This window comes from Oerskovia sp. Root918 (assembly GCF_001428945.1).
Taxonomy (GTDB): Bacteria; Actinomycetota; Actinomycetes; order Actinomycetales; family Cellulomonadaceae; genus Oerskovia; species Oerskovia enterophila.
In genome coordinates, this window is record NZ_LMJG01000001.1 from 323,963 (window position 1) to 340,856 (window position 16,894).

Annotated in this window: 15 protein-coding genes; 6 read left to right on the forward strand and 9 right to left on the reverse strand. The window is 73.6% G+C overall.

All coding sequences use genetic code 11. The annotated features are described in order from the left end of the window. Positions 1-80: 80 nt before the first annotated feature. Together ASE27_RS01415 and ASE27_RS01420 are read left to right on the forward strand one after the other, a co-directional pair. Positions 81-1,580 carry a 3' terminal RNA ribose 2'-O-methyltransferase Hen1 gene (locus ASE27_RS01415; protein WP_056646514.1) on the forward strand — a complete coding sequence of 500 codons (1,500 nt, stop codon included), beginning with the start codon at positions 81-83 and terminating at the stop codon, positions 1,578-1,580. Next, positions 1,577-4,285 (forward strand): polynucleotide kinase-phosphatase, encoded by a 2,709-nt coding sequence (locus tag ASE27_RS01420; protein WP_056644999.1) that lies wholly within the window; start codon positions 1,577-1,579, stop codon positions 4,283-4,285. The genes ASE27_RS01415 and ASE27_RS01420 overlap by 4 nt, the downstream gene beginning before the upstream one ends. Positions 4,286-4,379: 94 nt before the next feature. Here ASE27_RS01420 and ASE27_RS01425 read toward each other — a convergent pair whose 3' ends face one another. From ASE27_RS01425 to ASE27_RS20060, 3 genes are all read right to left on the reverse strand, one after another. Further along, positions 4,380-4,652, reverse strand: coding sequence for a hypothetical protein (locus ASE27_RS01425; protein WP_056645002.1), 273 nt, complete (start codon positions 4,650-4,652; stop codon positions 4,380-4,382). 224 nt (positions 4,653-4,876) lie between these two features. Further along, positions 4,877-5,065 carry a hypothetical protein gene (locus tag ASE27_RS01430; protein ID WP_056645005.1) on the reverse strand — a complete coding sequence of 63 codons (189 nt, stop codon included), beginning with the start codon at positions 5,063-5,065 and terminating at the stop codon, positions 4,877-4,879. A gap of 44 nt (positions 5,066-5,109) precedes the next feature. Next, positions 5,110-5,769 (reverse strand): TetR/AcrR family transcriptional regulator, encoded by a 660-nt coding sequence (locus ASE27_RS20060; protein WP_056645008.1) that lies wholly within the window; start codon positions 5,767-5,769, stop codon positions 5,110-5,112. 71 nt (positions 5,770-5,840) lie between these two features. Between ASE27_RS20060 and ASE27_RS01440 the strand changes: the two genes are divergently transcribed. Further along, positions 5,841-7,799 carry an ABC transporter ATP-binding protein gene (locus ASE27_RS01440; protein WP_056645010.1) on the forward strand — a complete coding sequence of 653 codons (1,959 nt, stop codon included), beginning with the start codon at positions 5,841-5,843 and terminating at the stop codon, positions 7,797-7,799. 91 nt (positions 7,800-7,890) lie between these two features. Here the strand turns inward: ASE27_RS01440 and ASE27_RS01445 are convergent, their stop codons facing one another. After that, positions 7,891-8,778 carry an LLM class flavin-dependent oxidoreductase gene (locus ASE27_RS01445; protein ID WP_056645012.1) on the reverse strand — a complete coding sequence of 296 codons (888 nt, stop codon included), beginning with the start codon at positions 8,776-8,778 and terminating at the stop codon, positions 7,891-7,893. A gap of 103 nt (positions 8,779-8,881) precedes the next feature. Here ASE27_RS01445 and ASE27_RS01450 point away from each other — a divergent pair, with 103 nt between their 5' ends. From ASE27_RS01450 to ASE27_RS01460, 3 genes are all read left to right on the forward strand, one after another. Next, complete coding sequence (locus ASE27_RS01450) at positions 8,882-9,490, forward strand: hypothetical protein (RefSeq protein WP_056645015.1); 609 nt, start codon at positions 8,882-8,884, stop codon at positions 9,488-9,490. A 65-nt stretch (positions 9,491-9,555) separates the two neighbouring features. Continuing rightward, a complete protein-coding gene (locus tag ASE27_RS01455; RefSeq protein ID WP_200955882.1) occupies positions 9,556-10,479 on the forward strand; it encodes an LLM class F420-dependent oxidoreductase in 924 nt (307 codons plus the stop codon). A 208-nt stretch (positions 10,480-10,687) separates the two neighbouring features. Then, complete coding sequence (locus ASE27_RS01460) at positions 10,688-12,001, forward strand: uracil-xanthine permease family protein (RefSeq protein WP_056645021.1); 1,314 nt, start codon at positions 10,688-10,690, stop codon at positions 11,999-12,001. A 305-nt stretch (positions 12,002-12,306) separates the two neighbouring features. Here ASE27_RS01460 and ASE27_RS01465 read toward each other — a convergent pair whose 3' ends face one another. The 5 genes from ASE27_RS01465 to ASE27_RS01485 form a co-directional block, all read right to left on the reverse strand. Then, positions 12,307-12,915, reverse strand: coding sequence for an N-acetyltransferase (locus tag ASE27_RS01465; RefSeq protein WP_056645025.1), 609 nt, complete (start codon positions 12,913-12,915; stop codon positions 12,307-12,309). Between the two features lie 112 nt (positions 12,916-13,027). Continuing rightward, positions 13,028-13,741, reverse strand: coding sequence for a LytR C-terminal domain-containing protein (locus tag ASE27_RS01470; protein ID WP_157257335.1), 714 nt, complete (start codon positions 13,739-13,741; stop codon positions 13,028-13,030). 9 nt (positions 13,742-13,750) lie between these two features. Beyond that, the gene (locus ASE27_RS01475) at positions 13,751-14,062 is read right to left on the reverse strand and encodes a type II toxin-antitoxin system VapB family antitoxin (protein WP_056645031.1); all 312 of its coding nucleotides are present in this window, start codon (positions 14,060-14,062) and stop codon (positions 13,751-13,753) included. Positions 14,063-14,176: 114 nt separating this feature from the next. Then, positions 14,177-15,844, reverse strand: a complete 1,668-nt coding sequence (locus tag ASE27_RS01480; protein WP_056645032.1) for an ABC transporter permease — start codon at positions 15,842-15,844, stop codon at positions 14,177-14,179. Beyond that, positions 15,841-16,809 (reverse strand): ABC transporter ATP-binding protein, encoded by a 969-nt coding sequence (locus ASE27_RS01485; RefSeq protein WP_056645035.1) that lies wholly within the window; start codon positions 16,807-16,809, stop codon positions 15,841-15,843. The genes ASE27_RS01480 and ASE27_RS01485 overlap by 4 nt, the downstream gene beginning before the upstream one ends. Positions 16,810-16,894 lie beyond the last annotated feature (85 nt).

Here is a 16,894-nt window from a genome sequence, read left to right on the forward strand (position 1 = left end):
CTCGCGGTCGTCGTCGACGCGCGGACGCACGGACCACCTCCAGCCTAAATCCGTTGCGCCCCCGTGGGAGCATGCACAGCATGCTGGTCACCCTCACGACGACCGCCGGCGCGCCGGCCGGGTCCGTCGAGCACGGAGCCCTTCTGGACGCGACCGACCTCGGGTACCTGCTGCACAAGCACCCCGCCCGAGCCCAGTCGTTCGACCTTCCCGTCGGCACGGCGCACGTCTTCTATCCCGAGGCCGACACCGCGCGCTGCACGGTCGCGCTGCTCCTCGAGGTCGACCCCGTGGGGATCGTGCGCAACAAGCGGTTCGGCGGACGCGACGCGTTCTCGCTCGCCCAGTACGTCAACGACCGCCCCTACGCCGCCTCCTCGATGCTCGCGGTCGCGCTCGGCGCGGTGTTCCGGACGGCGATGACAGGCCGCTGCGACTCCCGGCAGGCGCTCGCGGACTCCTCGATCCCGCTCGAGATCCACGTCCCCGCGCTGCCCTGCCGCGGTGGCGCGGGGCTCGCCGAGCGCCTGTTCGGGCCCCTGGGCTGGACCGTCGACGCCACGCCCGAGCCGCTCGACCCGACCGTGCCCGAGTGGGGCGACTCGCGCTACGTCGACCTGCGCCTGACCGGGACCGTGCGCCTCGCCGACGCCCTGCACCACCTGTACGTCCTGCTGCCCGTGCTCGACGACGCCAAGCACTACTGGGTCACGGGCGACGAGGTCGACAAGCTGCTCCGAGCGGGCGAAGGATGGCTCGCCGAGCATCCGGAGCGCGACCAGATCATGCACCGCTACCTCGCGCACCAGCGCCGGTACGTCGAGGACGCGACCGACCGCCTCGTGACGCTCGACGGCGGCCCGCTGCCCGCCGACGCCGGGGCCGAGTCCGAGGACGCCCCGGCCGAGGGCGACGTCACCGCCGCGGGGAGCGACGCCGTCGGGACCAGGGCGCCCACGCTCGCCCGGCAGCGCGCCGAGGCCGTGGTCGCGGCCCTGCACGAGGTCGGGGCGCGCAGCGTCGTCGACCTCGGGTGCGGCGAGGGCGCCCTGCTGCGCCTCCTCGTCGCCGACCGCCGCTTCACGCGGCTGCTCGGCACCGACGTGGCCGCGCGCGAGCTCGAGCGGGCCGCGACCCGCCTCCGTCTCGAGGACGCGAGCGACGCGGAGCGCGAGCGCGTGCAGCTCGTGCAGTCCTCGCTCACGTACCGCGACGAGCGGATTGCGGGCTTCGACGCCGCGGTGCTCATGGAGGTGATCGAGCACGTCGACCCGCCGCGCCTGGGCGCGCTCGAACGCGTCGTGTTCGCCGAGGCACGGCCGGGGACGGTCGTGGTGACGACGCCGAACGTCGAGTACAACGCGCTGTACCCCACGCTCGAGGAGCACGGCCACCGTCACACGGACCACCGGTTCGAGTGGACGCGGGCCGAGCTCCAGGCCTGGGCCGGTGGCGTCGCGCACCGCCACGGCTACGCGGTCACGTTCCGCGACGTCGGGCCCGAGGACGTCGGGCCGCGCGGGCTGGGCTCGCCGACGCAGATGGCGCTGTTCACCCGATCGACGGAGGCAGGGGCATGACCACCGAGCAGCACGTGACCAGCGGGGAACCCCGCGTCCTGACCGTGCCCGAGCTCTCGCTCGTGGTGCTCGTCGGTGTGTCCGGGTCCGGGAAGTCGACGTTCGCGCGCGAGCGCTTCGCCCCCTTCGAGGCCGTGTCCTCGGACTTCTGCCGAGGCCTCGTGTCGGGGGACGTCAACGACCAGTCGGCCACGGCCGCGGCGTTCGAGGTGCTCGACACGATCGTGAGCAAGCGGCTCGAGGCGGGGCACCTGACGGTCGTCGACGCGACCAACGTGCAGTCCGCAGCGCGCAAGAGCCTCGTCGCGCTCGCGCGGGCGCACGACGTCCTGCCCGTCGCGATCGTGCTCGACGTGCCCGAGTCCGTCGCGATCGAGCGCAACCGCTCCCGCCCCGACCGCGACCTCGGCGACCACGTCGTCAAGCGTCAGCGCCAGGCGCTGCGCTCGTCGCTCAAGTCCCTGAGTCGCGAGGGCTTCCGCAAGGTCCACGTGCTGCGCGGCGTCGACGAGATCGCCCGCGCCACGATCGCCCGCGAGCCCCTGCTGAACGACCTCCGCGACCAGACCGGGCCGTTCGACGCGATCGGCGACGTGCACGGCTGCCGCGCCGAGCTCGAGACCCTGCTCACCGAGCTGGGCTACGTGATCGAGCGCGACGAGGCCGGTCGCCCGGTCGACGCCGCCCACCCCGAGGGCCGCCGCGCGGTGTTCCTGGGCGACCTCGTCGACCGCGGACCGGACTCGCCGGGCGTCCTGCGCCTCGCCATGGGCATGGTCCGTGCGGGCCACGCGCTCGCGGTCCCGGGCAACCACGAGCACAAGCTCGTGCGCGCGCTCTCGGGGCGCAACGTGACGGTCAGCCACGGGCTGGAGACGACGCTCGCGCAGCTCGCCGACGAGCCCGAGGAGTTCCGCCAGGACGTCGAGACGTTCTGCCGTGACCTGGTCTCGCACCTGGTGCTCGACGGCGGGCGGCTCGTGGTCGCGCACGCAGGGCTCAAGGAGTCGTACCACGGGCGGGCCTCGGGTCGGGTGCGCAGCTTTGCGCTCTACGGCGACACGACGGGGGAGACCGACGAGTTCGGGCTGCCCGTGCGCTACCCGTGGGCGAACGAGTACCGCGGTCAGGCCGTTGTGCTCTACGGGCACACGCCCACGCCCGAGGCCGAGTGGGTCAACAACACGATGTGCCTCGACACGGGCTGCGTGTTCGGCGGCAAGCTCTCCGCGCTGCGGTACCCGGAGAAGGAGCTCGTCTCGGTGCCCGCGGCCCAGGTCTACTACGAGCCCGCGCGCCCGTTCCTGCCCGACGCCGGGAGCGACGCGGCAGGTGCCGAAGGGGCTCTCCGGCAGCGCGACCCCGACGTCCTCGACGTGACCGACGTGCTCGGCAGGCGCTCGGTCGTGACGGGCACGCGGGGCAGGATCACGGTCCCCGAGGAGAACGCCGCGGGCGCGCTCGAGGTCATGAGCCGGTTCGCGGTGGACCCGCGCGCGCTGCTGTACCTGCCGCCGACCATGAGCCCGGTCGCGACGTCGCGTCTGCCCGGCTACCTCGAGCACCCCGACGGTGCGTTCGCGGCCTACGCGAGCGACGGCGTCGGGCAGGTCGTGTGCGAGGAGAAGCACATGGGGTCGCGCGCCGTGGTGCTGGTGTGCCGCGAGGCGTACGGGGCCTCGGCGTGGCGCTTCGGGGTCGACGCCCCGCCGGGCGGGCGCGGCGTCGCGCACACGCGCACGGGTCGCCCGCTCTTCTCCGGCCCGACGGCGGAGGCTCTCCTCGAGCGCGTCGCGAAGGCCCTCGACGGGGCCGGGGTGTGGGACGAGCTGGGCGCCGACTGGGTCCTGCTCGACGCCGAGATCCTGCCGTGGTCGGCCAAGGCCGACCAGCTCATCCGTGACCAGTACGCGAGCGTCGGGGCCGCGGCCCGGGCCGTCATGCCGCCCGCGCTCGCTGCGCTGGACGCGGCCGCCGCGCGCGGCGTCGACGTCGAGGGGCTGCGGGCGCGGACGGCGTCGCGGGCCGAGGACGCCCAGAGGTACACCGAGGCGTACCGCCGCTACCGGTGGCCCGTCGACGGGCTCGACGGCGTCCAGCTCGCCCCGTTCCAGGTGCTCGCGAGCGGTGCGGACGGTTCCGCCGCCCCGACGGTCGACGGCGTTCCCGCTCCGCTCGACGGCCCGGCGGCGGACGTCGCGCCCGCCCCCGGCACTGCGACCGGTGCCACCTACGCGACCCGTGACCACCTGTGGCACCTGGGGATCGCGGACCGCCTGGTCGAGGCCGACCCGGTGCTCTTCCGGCCCACGCGTCGTCTCGTGGTCGACCTCGCCGACGAGGCCTCACGCGCCGAAGGGGTCCGCTGGTGGGAGGAGATGACCGAGGCGGGCGGCGAGGGGATGGTCGTCAAGCCGCTCGCGAACCTCGTGCGCGGGCCCCGGGGGATCGTCCAGCCGGGGCTCAAGGTCCGGGGCCGCGAGTACCTGCGGATCATCTACGGGCCCGAGTACACCCAGGAGCACCACCTCGAACGGCTCCGCGACCGGTCGCTGGGACGCAAGCAGTCGCTCGCGCTGCGCGAGTACGCGCTGGGTCTCGAGGCCGTCGAGCGCGTCGTGGCGGGCGAGCCGCTGTGGCGCGTCCACGAGGCAGTGTTCGCCGTCCTGGCGCTCGAGTCGGAGCCGGTCGACCCGCGGCTCTGAGCCGCGCGGGACGGGCCGTGACGCGGCAGGACCCGCGAGACCTCGAGGTCACGCGGGTCCTGCGGGGTGCTGCGGGTCCTGACGTGTCGGCCGGTCAGCCCAGGGTCGCGAACGAGCTGAGCGCGAGCGCGGAGAACAGCGCGATGGCCACGAGGACCGAGCCGGCCACGAGCCAGCCGTTCGCACGGTCGGACGGGTCGCTCGTCGCACCCGGACGACGCGACTGCGGGGCGGGCGCTCCGTCGTCGGGCAGGGAGGCGGGACGCGAGCCGTCCGGGCGCTGCGACGAGCGCGCACGGCGCGCGGTCGAGTCGTGGCCGCGGAGTGCGACGCGGATCGGCGCCGAGGTCGTGACCTGCGTGGTCATGGTTCCTCCCCAGGGAAAGTTGGCCGCCCTCGCTGTCGCGGGGCGTGCCACCAGTCTCTGCGGGGGAGGGTCGCCGGCACATCGGCCCTCCGAACCATCCTCGGCGAGGCCCTCGTCCTCCCGGAGGATGACGGGCGCCCGTCGGATGGGGGACATCCCCTCCGGGACGCCCCTGAGGGGCAGGTCCGGGGTGTGCGGCGGGCAGGGCGAGGCAGGTGCCGAGACTACCGCGGGGCGTTGCGCTGGTGGTCGATCCGCTGGAGGTAGCGGATCTCGCGGAAGCCCACGGCGACCGCGACGAGCAGCGGGAACCACGCCCACGTGCGGCCCCGGAGCAGCGAGAACAGGCTCACGAGCCCCACCACGGCGCACCCGAGCACGGTCAGGACGCTCGCCCAGCGGATGTTCTTCATGCGGTCGTCCTCGGTTCGCTCGTGCGGGTCGTCGGTGCGGGTGCTCAGGACGGAGGAGTGCTCCGCGCCGCGAGGACCACGCCCTCGACGCTGCGGACCGCCATGCGCAGCGCGTCGCTGCGCGACGCACCGTCCTCGGTCATGACCGACCAGGCGTTGAACAGTGTCCACCACACCGTGCGCTGGTTCCAGGAGACGGTCAGGGTGGGGTCGAACGCGCCGTCCTCCTGGCCTCGTGCGAACAGGGCACGGACGGGGGCCTCGGCCGCTTCGCTCTCCTCCCAGAACGCCTCGTCCTCGGCGAGCGAGGCCTCGTGGAACAGGAGCATGTACCAGGGGCCCAGGTCGAAGTACTCGATCACGAGCCGTCGCAGCGCGGCCGCGGGGTCGCCGTCGTCGAGGCGCGCGGCACGGATCGCGGCCCGCGTGCGGTCGAGCGCCTCGGTGCCGACGGCCCGGATGAGGTCCGCGCGCTCGGGGAAGTAGCGGTGCAGCGTGCTCCGGCCGACCTGCGCGGCCTGGGCGACCTCGCCGAGCGAGGCTGAGGCGTTGGTGCTGAACACCTCGACGGCCGCGTCGAGGATCGCGCGCCGGGTCCGGGCGCGGGCGCCCGTCGCGGGGGCCTCGGGGGTCGCCGGCGTCGCGGCGGCGGGAGCGTCGGTGCTCGCCTCGCGCGGCGCGGCGGCGGTGTCGCTGGCTGTCACGTGCTCAGCGTATCCGCGAACGGGTGAGACGTCTCTTGTCTGAAATGAGACACGCGTGTTCCACTGGTCGCATGGCCGCCACCGCCCCCGCGTCGACCGACCCGACCACCGAGACCCCGCAGGCCCCTGCTCCGAAGGGGCCGCTCCTCCCACGCCTCAAGGTCCTGTGGACCTTCGTCCGGCCCCACCGACGCACGCTCGCGCTCGGCCTGGTCCTCGGGCTCGGGACCACGGCCGCGAGCCTCGCGACCCCCATGGTCACCAAGCGCGTCCTCGACACGCTCGGCACGGGGGTCTCGCTCGCGCCGGCCGTCGGGCTGCTGATCGGGCTCCTGCTCGTGGGGCTCGTCCTGGGGCTGTGGCAGTGGATCCTGCTCGGCACGCTCGCCGAGCGCGTGGTGCTCGACGCCCGCACCTCGATGGTGCGCCGCTTCTTCCGCGCCAAGGTCGGGGCGCTCGGGTCGCGCCCCACGGGAGAGCTCGTCACGCGCGTCACGTCGGACACGGTGCTGCTGCGCGAGGCCGCGTCGTCGAGCATCGTCAACCTGGTCAACGCGGTCGTCGGGCTGGTCGGGACGATCGTCCTCATGGCCGTGCTCGACACGGTCCTGCTCGGCACCACGCTCCTCGCGATCGTGATCATCGGCGTGCTCGTGGGGTCGCTCATGCCGCGCATCGCCAAGGCCCAGGAGCAGGCGCAGGAGTCTCTCGGCCGGCTCGGCGGCGTGCTCGAGGGCGGGCTGCGCGCGCTGCGGACCATCAAGGCGAGCCGCGCCGAGCAGCGCCAGATCGACCGCGTGGTCGACGACGCGCGCGACGCGGCCCGGCACAGCGTCCGGTCGGTGCGCACCGAGGCCGTCGCCTGGACCATCGCGGGCGGCGGCATCCAGCTCGCGATCATCGTGATCCTCGCGCTCGGCGCATGGCGCGTCGACCAGGGCCTGCTCGCCGTCTCGAGCCTGGTCGCGTTCCTGCTGTACGCGTTCCAGATCGTCGACCCCGTCACGAGCCTCACGCAGAACGTCAGCCAGCTCCAGGCCGGCATCGCGGCCGCGGGCCGCATCCGCGAGGTCGAAGCCATCGAGATCGAGGAGCCCGAGCGGGCCTCCACCCCGTCCGGGGACGCACCCTGGCGAGGCGCGGCGGGAGGCCGCGTGCCGTCGTCGGGCCGGGGGAGCGCCCTGCCCGACGGCGCCGCGCACCCCGCGCACCCCGCTCCGGACCAGGTGGGGGAGACGCCCGTGCTCGCGTTCCAGGACGTGACCGCGCGCTACCTGCCCGGCGGCGAGCCCGTGGTCCGCGACCTCACGTTCGACGTCCCACGGCGCGGGCAGGTCGCGATCGTCGGCCCGTCGGGGGCGGGCAAGACCACGACGTTCTCGCTGCTCCTGCGCTTCCTCCAGCCCGAGTCCGGCACGCTGCTGCTCGACGGGCGACCCTACGACGGCTACACGTTCGACGAGGTGCGCTCGCGCATCGCGTACGTCGAGCAGGAGACGCCCGTCGTGCCCGGCACGATCCGCGAGAACCTGCGCCTGTCCGACCCCGACGCGACCGAGGACGCCATGTGGGACGCGCTCGCCAAGGTGCGCCTCGACGCCAAGGTCCGCTCGCTCGAGGACGGGCTCGACACCTCGCTCGTCGGCACCACGGTCTCGGGCGGCGAGCGCCAGCGCGTGGCGCTCGCGCGTGCCGTGCTGCACGCCCCCGAGGTCCTGCTGCTCGACGAGGCGACCGCGCAGGTCGACGGGCTCACCGAGGCCGCGGTCCACGCCGTGATCGAGGACCTGTCGCGTGAGCGGGCCGTCGTGACGATCGCGCACCGGCTCTCGACCGTGATCGACGCCGACCAGATCCTCGTCATGGAGGACGGCCGCGTGCGGGCGCGCGGCACGCACCACGAGCTGCTCGCGTCCGACGAGCTGTACCGCGACCTCGTGGCCGCGCTCCGCATCTCGACCGAGACGCGGGGCGCCGAGCGCGAGACGCCCGGGGTCGTGACCGGGGCCGGCGGGGTCGTCGAGGGCTGAGCGCGGCCGCTGCAGGCGGGCAGGCGGGGCCGGGCTGCCGCAGGGGCCGGTCGGCCTCGCCGCCCGGCCCCGCCTACCGTCCCCGGTTGCGTCAGCCGAGCTGCGCGAGGCCCTCGGTCGCGATCCGTTCGAACGTCGCCCGGTCGGCCGCGAACTGCGAGTCCGCGATGGGCCAGTGCAGCACGATCTCGGTGATCCCCTGGTCGCGGTAGGCGGCCGCGGTCTCGACGAACGCGTCGACCGAGTCGAGCGGCCGGTCAGGCGTGAACCCCGTCAGGAGGATGCGCTCGATGCTGCCCGGGTCGCGACCGGCCTCGGCGCACGTCGCCTCGAGCCGGGTCACCTGGGCGCCGACGGCCGCGCGCGACGCAGCCGGGGTGCCGTCCGTCCCGACGCGGTCGTCGCCCGTCGTGACCCACGCCTGGCCGTAGCGCGCCGCGAGGCGCAGGCCGCGCGGGCCGGTCGCGGCGATCGCGAACGGGACGCGCGGCTCCTGGACCGGTCCGGGGATCGTCCGGGCCTCGTGCGCGCGGTAGTGACCCTCGTCGTGCGTGACCGCGGGCTCGGTCAGCAGACGGTCGAGCAGCGCGGTGAAGTCCCGCAGCCGGTCCGCGCGCTCGCGAGCCGACCAGCCCTCGCCGCCCAGGACCGTGGCGTCGAACCCCGTGGTCCCCGCGCCGAGGCCGAGCGTGATGCGCCCGCCCGACACGTCGTCGAGGGTCATGAGGTCCTTGGCGAGCGTCACGGGCTCGCGGAAGTTCGGTGAGGTCACGAGGGTCCCGAGCCGGATCCGCTCGGTGACGGCGGCCGCGGCTGCGAGCGTCGGCAGCGCGCCGAACCAGGGGCCGTCGCGGAAGCTCCGCCACGAGAGGTGGTCGTACGTGTAGGCCGCGTGGAACCCCAGGTCCTCCGCGCGGCGCCAGACGTCGCGGCCCTCGGACCAGCGGTAGATCGGCAGGATCACGGTGCTCAGTCGCATGCCCCGACCCTACGGTGCCGGGAGCGGCCCGTGCGGTGCGGGGAAGACCGCCGACGTGTGATCTGCTGTCCTGAGTCCGATCCACGCATCACCGGAGGTTCCCATGGCCGTCGTCGTCAACGTCTCGCACCGCTACCCGCGCACCGGGTCGCGCGACGAGCAGCTCGCGGTGGTCCGCGGGGACTGGCCCGTGCCCGAGGTCGACACCCCCGAGGCCTTCGCGGACTCCGACGACGCGCAGGAGCTCCTGGACGCCGCCGACGTCCTGGTCGCCGCGGCGAGCAACGAGATCGTCGACGTCCAGCGCGTCACGGGGCTCCAGGTCGACGAGGGCGGGCACGTCCGCTTCGAGACCGCCGACGAGCCCGCGCTCGCCGGTCTCGTGGGGCGGCGCCTGCGCGTCGGGGCGGCCTGGGAGCCGGGCGAGAGCTGGCCCGTCAAGCTCGTCGAGGCGTCGCGCGACCTCATGGAGTACCTCGACCTCGCGGCCCCGGCCGGCGGGGCGGTGTCGGAGGTGCAGGCCTCGACCGACGAGCACGACGCGTCGGAGGCCGGCCGTGCATCCGACGCGCCCCACGCGGCGGGCGCACCGGGGGCAGACGCCTCGCGCGAGCTCGGCGGCTTCCGCCTCTCGCTGACCGACGACGGCGACCTCGTGGTCGTCGCGCCGCCGGGGCGCTCGGTGACCGTGGTCGCCGCGCAGGTCGGCTGAGGCGCCGCGGGCCCCGGGCCCGCTCTCGGCACCCCCGGCGACGTGGCAAGGTGGAGGACATGACGATCGACCTCCGCATCTTCACCGAGCCTCAGCAGGGCGCCACCTACGACGACATCCTCGCGGTCGCACGCGCCTCGGAGGAGCTCGACTTCGACGCGTTCTTCCGTTCCGACCACTACCTCGTCATGGGCGACGGCGACGGGCTCCCGGGCCCGACCGACGCGTGGACCACGCTCGCGGGGCTGGCGCGCGAGACCAGCCGCATCCGCCTCGGGACCCTCGTGACCTCGGCGACCTTCCGGCACCCCGGGGTGCTCGCGATCCAGGTCGCGCAGGTCGACCAGATGTCGGGCGGTCGCATCGAGCTGGGCCTGGGGGCGGGCTGGTTCCCGCAGGAGCACACCGCGTACGGCATCCCGTTCCCGGCCAAGCGGTTCGGGATCCTCGAGGAGCAGCTCGCGGTCGTCACAGGCTTGTGGGAGACCCCCGTGGGGGAGAAGTTCAGCTTCGCGGGCGAGCACTACACGCTCACGGACTCGCCGGCGCTGCCCAAGCCCGTGCAGAGCCGCATCCCGGTGATCATCGGTGGGCACGGCCCGCGCCGCACCCCGGCGCTCGCGGCGCGCTACGCGACCGAGTTCAACGTCGCGTTCCCCGACCCGGGCGTGCTGGGCGACCGCATCGAGAACGTCCGCGTGGTCTGCCAGGACGCGGGCCGCGACCCCGACGACCTGATCTACTCCGCGGCCTTCGTGGTGTGCGTGGGCAAGGACGAGGCGGAGTTCCGTCGTCGCGCCGCGGCGATCGGTCGTGACCCCGAGGAGCTGCGGACGAACGGCATCGCGGGCACCGTGGCCGAGGCGGCGGACAAGCTCGCGGCCATGAGCGAGGACGGGGCGACCCGCTTCTACCTGCAGGTCCTGGACCTCCCGGACCTCGACCACCTGGAGCTCGTCGCGCGCGAGGTCAGGCCGCAGCTGAGCTGAGCGCCCACTCCGGCCCGACGGCGGAGCGCACCTTCGTGGAGAAGGTGCGCTCCGCCGTCGGGCGTCCGGGGGCGGCCGGTGGTGCGCGCGTGCGAGAGGGCTGTGGGACGGGGCTGTCCACGGCGTACCGGTCGGTCACGGAGCGGGCGTACCGGGCAGTACCCTTCCCTTCGGCACTTCACCAAAACTTCACGATCGGAGCCCCCTCATGGCAGCACTCGGCTGGAAGATCCACGGAGACGGGAAGCGCGTCGAACCCGGCGCCGTGGTCAGCACCGACGAGCGCCTGAGCTGGCCTCGCACGATCGGGATCGGCATGCAGCACGTCGTCGCGATGTTCGGCGCGACGTTCCTGGTCCCGCTCCTGACGGGCTTCTCGCCCGCGACGACGCTGTTCTTCTCGGCGATCGGGACCATCGGGTTCCTGCTGATCACGCGCAACCGGCTCCCCAGCTACCTCGGGTCGAGCTTCGCGTTCATCGCACCCATCACCGCGGCGAGCGCCTCCGGGGGACAGTCCGTCGCGGTCGGCGGGATCCTGGTCACGGGCCTGGTGCTCGCGCTCATCGGCGTCGTGGTGCACTTCGCCGGGCCCCGGTGGATCGACGTGACCATGCCGCCCATCGTGACCGGCACGATCGTCGCGCTCATCGGCCTCAACCTGGCGCCCGCCGCGTGGAACAACTTCAAGGTGTTCCCCGTGACGGCGTTCGTCACCCTCGCCTCGATCATCCTCATCACGGTGCTCTTCAAGGGCATCATCGGTCGCCTGGCGATCCTGCTGGGCGTGATCATCGGCTATGTCGTCGCGACGATCCGCGGCGAGGTCGACTTCGCCCCGGTGTCGGACGCCTCGTGGCTGGGCCTGCCCGAGTTCGTGACCCCGACGTTCGACGTCGCCGTCCTGGGCCTGTTCGTCCCGGTCGTCCTGGTGCTCGTCGCGGAGAACGTGGGCCACGTGAAGTCGGTCGCGGCCATGACGGGCAAGAACCTCGACGACCTCACGGGCCGTGCGCTCTTCGCCGACGGTCTCGCCACGACGTTCGCGGGCATCGGCGGCGGGTCCGGCACCACGACGTACGCGGAGAACATCGGGGTCATGGCCGCGACGCGCGTCTACTCGACCGCGGCCTACTGGGTCGCGGGCGTGACGGCGCTGGTCCTGAGCATGTCCCCGAAGTTCGGGGCGCTCATCGCGACGATCCCTGCGGGGGTCCTGGGCGGGGCGACGACCATGCTCTACGGCATGATCGGCATCCTGGGGGCGCGCATCTGGGTGCAGAACAAGGTCGACTTCTCCGACCCGGTCAACCTCACGACCGCGGCCGTGCCGCTCGTCGTCGGCATCGCGAACTTCACCTGGGTCATCGGGGACGTGACGTTCGAGGGCATCGCGCTCGGCACGGCGTCGGCGCTCGTGATCTACCACGTGATGCGCAACATCTCCCGGTGGCGCGGGACGTCGCAGGAGCCCGCGAGCCCGGCGTCGGTGCCGGGTGGCGAGGAGATGGCGGACCGCTGACGGCCTGCCGTTGGCGGCCGGCGGCGGCGGGTGCGCCGGGTCGCTGGCCGTCGACCGACCGCCGTTGACGGCCAGCCGGATCCCTGGCCGCCGGGTCCCTGGGCGCCGGCGTTCGCGGTCGACCCGGTGCGCACGCGGGTACCCCGCCGCCCGCGAGATGCGGCCAACGGGGGTCTGGGAGAAGTCCTGACCCCCGTTGGCCGCATCTCGTGCGTGGCGGGTGGGGGGAGGTGCTCGACGGGCCGCGGGTTCGGTGCCCAGCGGCAGGAGATCTCGGTGCCCCACGGGTCGGAGCGTGCGAGGGGCTAGAGCTTCAGCCCCAGCACGTAGCCCTGCGGCACAGCCAGGCGCTCGAAGCCCAGGTGCTCGTAGAACCCGATCGCCGACGCGTTGGTCTCCGAGACGCCCAGGTGCACGCCCGGGACACCGCGCTCACGCAGCGCGTCGAAGAGGGTCTCGAGGAGCCGGCGGCCGTTCCCCCCGCCCTGGGCCTGCGGGAGCAGGTCCACGTGGAGGTGGGCCGGGTACAGGTCCACCACGTCCTGCTCCGCGGGTCCGCGTGAGTGGATCTGCGCGACGAGCCCGTGGTCCTCCGAGCCCGCAGGGAACGAGTCCAGGGGGTAGCGCTCGCGCAGCTCCGGCCACCACTCACGCTCGCAGCGTGCCTCGAACTCCCGGGTGTCCGCGGTGCCGATCACGTAGCCGACCGCTCCCGTGCCGTCGTCGACCACGAACGCCAGGTCCGGCTCGAGCGCCAGGTACGCACCGAGGTAGACCTCGCCGAGCAGACGGGGGTCGCGGTACCTCGCGGTCGCGTCACCACCGTCGGCCCCTGTCCGCAGGCAGATGTCGTACAGGCGCTCGACCTCGGCAGGGTCGGTGACGCGAGCGGGACGGAGGGGGAGCGAGGCCATCGTTGCAGCGACCGTTCAGGAGCAGGGACGAATCAAAGACCGGGCCAGACAGTAGCGCCGAACCCTGCACGGGGCCAACGCACTCCCCGGCATGGACGCGTGGCGCCCGGCGTCAGCCTTCGGCGGGGGCGTCCTCGGCGGGAACCTCTTCGGCAGGGACCTCTTCCGCGGGCACGTCGGCGGCGGGCACAGGCGGGACGTAGGTGGCCCGCGGCGTGAGGGTCTCGACCGCGGCGCAGTCCTTGCGGCTCTCGAGCGGGACGGCACCGTCGAGACCGACGAGCTCCTCGTCGACGAGGTTGTCGAAGTTCTTGCCGAGCACCACGTCGACCGTGGTGTCTGCCCGGTCGTCGAGGACGAGCACCGGGGACGGGTAGTGGGCCGCGAGCGTGTACGCCTGCGCCACCCCGGCCAGGCCGTACGAGATCTGCGTCACGTTCTGCGTCGTGTTGGTGCCGTCCGGGTTCTCGAGGTCTCCCAGCAGGACGACCGTGAAGCCGCGGTTGGCGAGGATCTCCTTGTTGGCCGCGCCGAGTCCGCCCTTCCCGGTGCCGTTGAAGACGCGGACCTGGACGTCGGTGTACGGGACGGGCAGCGTGCCCTCGGGCAGGCAGGGGGACTTGACGTCGGCGAGCTCGTCGTCGACCTGGATGGTGGTGAAGCCCTTGTTGAAGGGGGCGTCGACCGCGCCCGTGTACACGGCCAGCGCGCCGATGCCGATGATGACCAGGAAGGCGACGAGCAACCCGAAGATCACGGCCTGGCGTTCGTGCATGCGCCGTCGTCGGACGGTACGGGAGGTGTCGGGGCCGGGCTGCGTGGTCACGCCAGCAACCTACCCGACCGCAGGGGCGTTGAGCATGAGCACACGGGCGTGCAGGATCGCGCGTTGCTGCAGAGCCGCCCGGACAGCACGGTGGAGCCCGTCCTCGAGGTAGAGGACACCCTGGTACTCGACGACGTGCGCGAAGAGGTCTCCGTAGAACGTCGAGTCCTCCGAGAGGAGCGTCTCCAGGTTCAAGGTGCCCTTGGTCGTGACGAGCTCGTCGAGCCGCACCTGCCGGGGTGGGACGCTCGACCAGTCCTTGGGCGTCACCAACCCGTGATCGGGGTACGGGCGCCCCTCGCCGACGGCCTTGAAGATCATGCGGGCCAGTCTAGGGCGGGGGCCGAGCGCCCGGCGCTGGATGTCCCGCGGTGCCCCACAACTCCACAGGCCCCGCACATCCGGCCCGGGCAGGGGCCGGGTCTCACGTCGGGCTCACGCACCGCTCACGTCCCGACGCCCGAACCCGACGTAGGCGACCGCGAAGAGCGCCGCGGCCACTGCCGTCAGTGCGAGCACCGGGCCGAGGGCGAACGGGTCGAGGGGGACCTGGGGCACGTGCGTGAAGGGCGACAGGTCGCGGACCCACTGCGGCAGGCCGAGGAGCTCGCCCAGCTGCCCGACGACGAGCACGAGCGTCACCACGCCCCAGCCCAGTGCGACGAGCCGCGGCCACCACCCGTAGAGGACCAGCACGAGGCCCGCGACGACGAGCGCGGCCGGGACCTGCACGAGCCCGGCCCCGACGGCGTCCGCGAACGCGCTGCCCCACCCGCTCGACACCAGCGCGTGCCCCAGGCCCATCATGAGCCCCGACCACAGCGGGACCGCGACCACCCCCGCGACCGTCATGACGACCGAGGCCGACAGGTAGCGGGTCCGCGAGACCCCGGTCGCGAGCACCAGCTCGGCTCGCCCGGACGTCTCCTCGGCGTGCAGCCGTGAGACCGACGTCACCGCGAACGCCGCGGCCGCGATCCCGACGAACCCCATGATCGCGACCTGGAAGACCTGCGCGAGCGCGCCTGCCCCGCCGAGCTGCTCGATGATCTGCTGCATCTGCGGCGACGACCCGGCGATGTCGTCGACCGAGTCCAGGAGGAACCCGACCAGCAGGCAGTAGGCGCCCACGCCCAGCGCCCACGACGCGACGCCCGGGAGCTGGAGCCGGCGCGCGATCGCGAGGGGGCTCGTCAACGAGGCCGACCCGGCGGGCCCCGGGCGCGGCTGCACGAGCCCCGCCCCGAGGTCGCGACCGAGCGACGTGCGCGCCGCGACCGCGACGCACACGACGAACAGCGCGAGGCACAGCAGCGCGGGCCCCACGGCGTTCGCCCCGAACGGGTCGATCTCCTGGACCCAGCCGACGGGCGAGACCCAGTGCAGCCAGTCGGCGGACGGCTCGATGTCGGCGACGCCGCGCAGCGCGTACCCCGCGACGAGCAGCAGCACGCCGATCGTGTTGGCGGTCCGCGACGACGTGGCGACCTGCGCGCAGACGGCCCCGATCCCCGTCCCTGCCAGGCCGAGCGCCGCGAACTGGAGGCCGAACGCGACGGACGAGGCGCTGTCGGCTCCTTGGGCCACGAACATCGCGGCCATGAGCGCGCCCGTGAGCACCGACATCCCGGCCGCGACGAGGACGCCCGTCGCGAGCGGCGCGAGCGATCCCACCCGGGCTGCGCGCACGAGCTCGAGCCGCCCGGTCTCCTCCTCCTTGCGCGTGTGGCGCACCACGGTGAGCACCGCGAGCACGCCCAGGACGAGGATCATGAAGAGCCCCACGCGCCACGCCGTGGTCGAGGCGACCGACCCGGTGTGCTCGAGCGGGCCCAGCAGTGCCAGGAACGCACTGTTGGTGCCCATGCTCGCGGCGAGCTCGTCGCGCTCGGCCTGCGTCCCGTAGACGGTCGCGACCGACGAGTACGTGACCGCGACCATGAGCAGCACGACGACGACGTACACGGGCAGGACGACCCGGTCGCGCCGCAGCGCGAGCCGCAGGAGCGACCAAGTTCCGGCGAGCGCGCGGTGCAGAGACAGGGGCGGGGCGGAGGCGCGCGCCGGGGCTGGGGTGGTCGACGGCGCCGCGAGCGCGGTCATCGCCCGTCCTCACCCTCGAGCAGGGCGAGCTCGTCGCCGTACTGCCGCAGGAACAGCTCCTCGAGCGAGGGGGGCTCGATCGTCAGGCCGTGCGGCTCGAGGTCCGCCAGGGCGCGCGTGACGTGGGGGAGTGCGTCGTCGTCGACGTGGAAGGTCAGGTGCGACCCGTCGACGGTCAGGTCGTGCACGCCCTCGAGCGCAGCGAGCGCGGCGGTCGAGGGTGCCCCCGGACCCACGGTCACGACGACCTTGGAGCGCGTGAGGTGCCGCAGCTCGCGCAGGGTCCCGGACTGCACGGCCCGGCCGCCTCGGATGATCGTCACGGTGTCGCACAGCGCCTCGACCTCGGCCAGGATGTGGCTCGACAGCAGGACCGACGTGCCGCGCGCGGTCGCCTCGCGCACGCAGTCCTGGAAGACGGACTCCATGATCGGGTCGAGGCCCGACGTCGGCTCGTCGAGCACGAGCAGCTCGGCGTCGGCGCTCAGCGCCGCGACCAGCGCGACCTTCTGCCGGTTGCCCTTGGAGTAGGTCCCGGTCTTCTTGGTCGGGTCGAGCTCGAACCTCTCGAGCATGCGGGCCTTGCGGCGCTCGTCGACGCCCGCGCCGCGCAGGCGCAGCAGCAGGTCGATCGTCTCGCCGCCCGAGAGCTGGGGCCACAGCGTGACGTCACCCGGGACGTAGGCGAGACGCCGGTGGAGGGACACGGCGTCGCGGAACGGGTCGCCGCCCAGCAGGGTCGCGGTGCCCGAGTCGGGGCGCAGGAGGCCCAGCAGGACCCGGATGGTGGTGGACTTCCCGGCACCGTTGGGTCCCAGGAAGCCTGCGACCTCTCCGGCGCGGACGGTCAGGTCCAGGCCGTCGAGGGCCCGGGTCGTGCCGAAGGACTTGTGCAGGTCGTGGATCTCGACGGCCGGTCCGCGGGTCGTGGCGGGGGCGGGGGTCGTCCGTGCGGTCGTGGTCATGGTTCCTCGTCGGGGAGGCGTGGGCTGGGGAGGGGAGAGGCGGGTCCGGGCCACCGTCGGGCGGGGGACGTCCGTGCCCGACGGC

Bases quoted from the DNA above. Each gene is read 5' to 3' on its own strand.
- ASE27_RS01415 (WP_056646514.1), top strand. From the start codon at position 81: ATGCTGGTCACCCTCACGACGACCGCCGGCGCGCCGGCCGGGTCCGTC.
- ASE27_RS01420 (WP_056644999.1), top strand. From the start codon at position 1,577: ATGACCACCGAGCAGCACGTGACCAGCGGGGAACCCCGCGTCCTGACC.
- ASE27_RS01425 (WP_056645002.1), bottom strand. From the start codon at position 4,652: ATGACCACGCAGGTCACGACCTCGGCGCCGATCCGCGTCGCACTCCGC.
- ASE27_RS01430 (WP_056645005.1), bottom strand. From the start codon at position 5,065: ATGAAGAACATCCGCTGGGCGAGCGTCCTGACCGTGCTCGGGTGCGCC.
- ASE27_RS01440 (WP_056645010.1), top strand. From the start codon at position 5,841: ATGGCCGCCACCGCCCCCGCGTCGACCGACCCGACCACCGAGACCCCG.
- ASE27_RS01445 (WP_056645012.1), bottom strand. From the start codon at position 8,778: ATGCGACTGAGCACCGTGATCCTGCCGATCTACCGCTGGTCCGAGGGC.
- ASE27_RS01450 (WP_056645015.1), top strand. From the start codon at position 8,882: ATGGCCGTCGTCGTCAACGTCTCGCACCGCTACCCGCGCACCGGGTCG.
- ASE27_RS01460 (WP_056645021.1), top strand. From the start codon at position 10,688: ATGGCAGCACTCGGCTGGAAGATCCACGGAGACGGGAAGCGCGTCGAA.
- ASE27_RS01465 (WP_056645025.1), bottom strand. From the start codon at position 12,915: ATGGCCTCGCTCCCCCTCCGTCCCGCTCGCGTCACCGACCCTGCCGAG.
- ASE27_RS01475 (WP_056645031.1), bottom strand. From the start codon at position 14,062: ATGATCTTCAAGGCCGTCGGCGAGGGGCGCCCGTACCCCGATCACGGG.
- ASE27_RS01480 (WP_056645032.1), bottom strand. From the start codon at position 15,844: ATGACCGCGCTCGCGGCGCCGTCGACCACCCCAGCCCCGGCGCGCGCC.
- ASE27_RS01485 (WP_056645035.1), bottom strand. From the start codon at position 16,809: ATGACCACGACCGCACGGACGACCCCCGCCCCCGCCACGACCCGCGGA.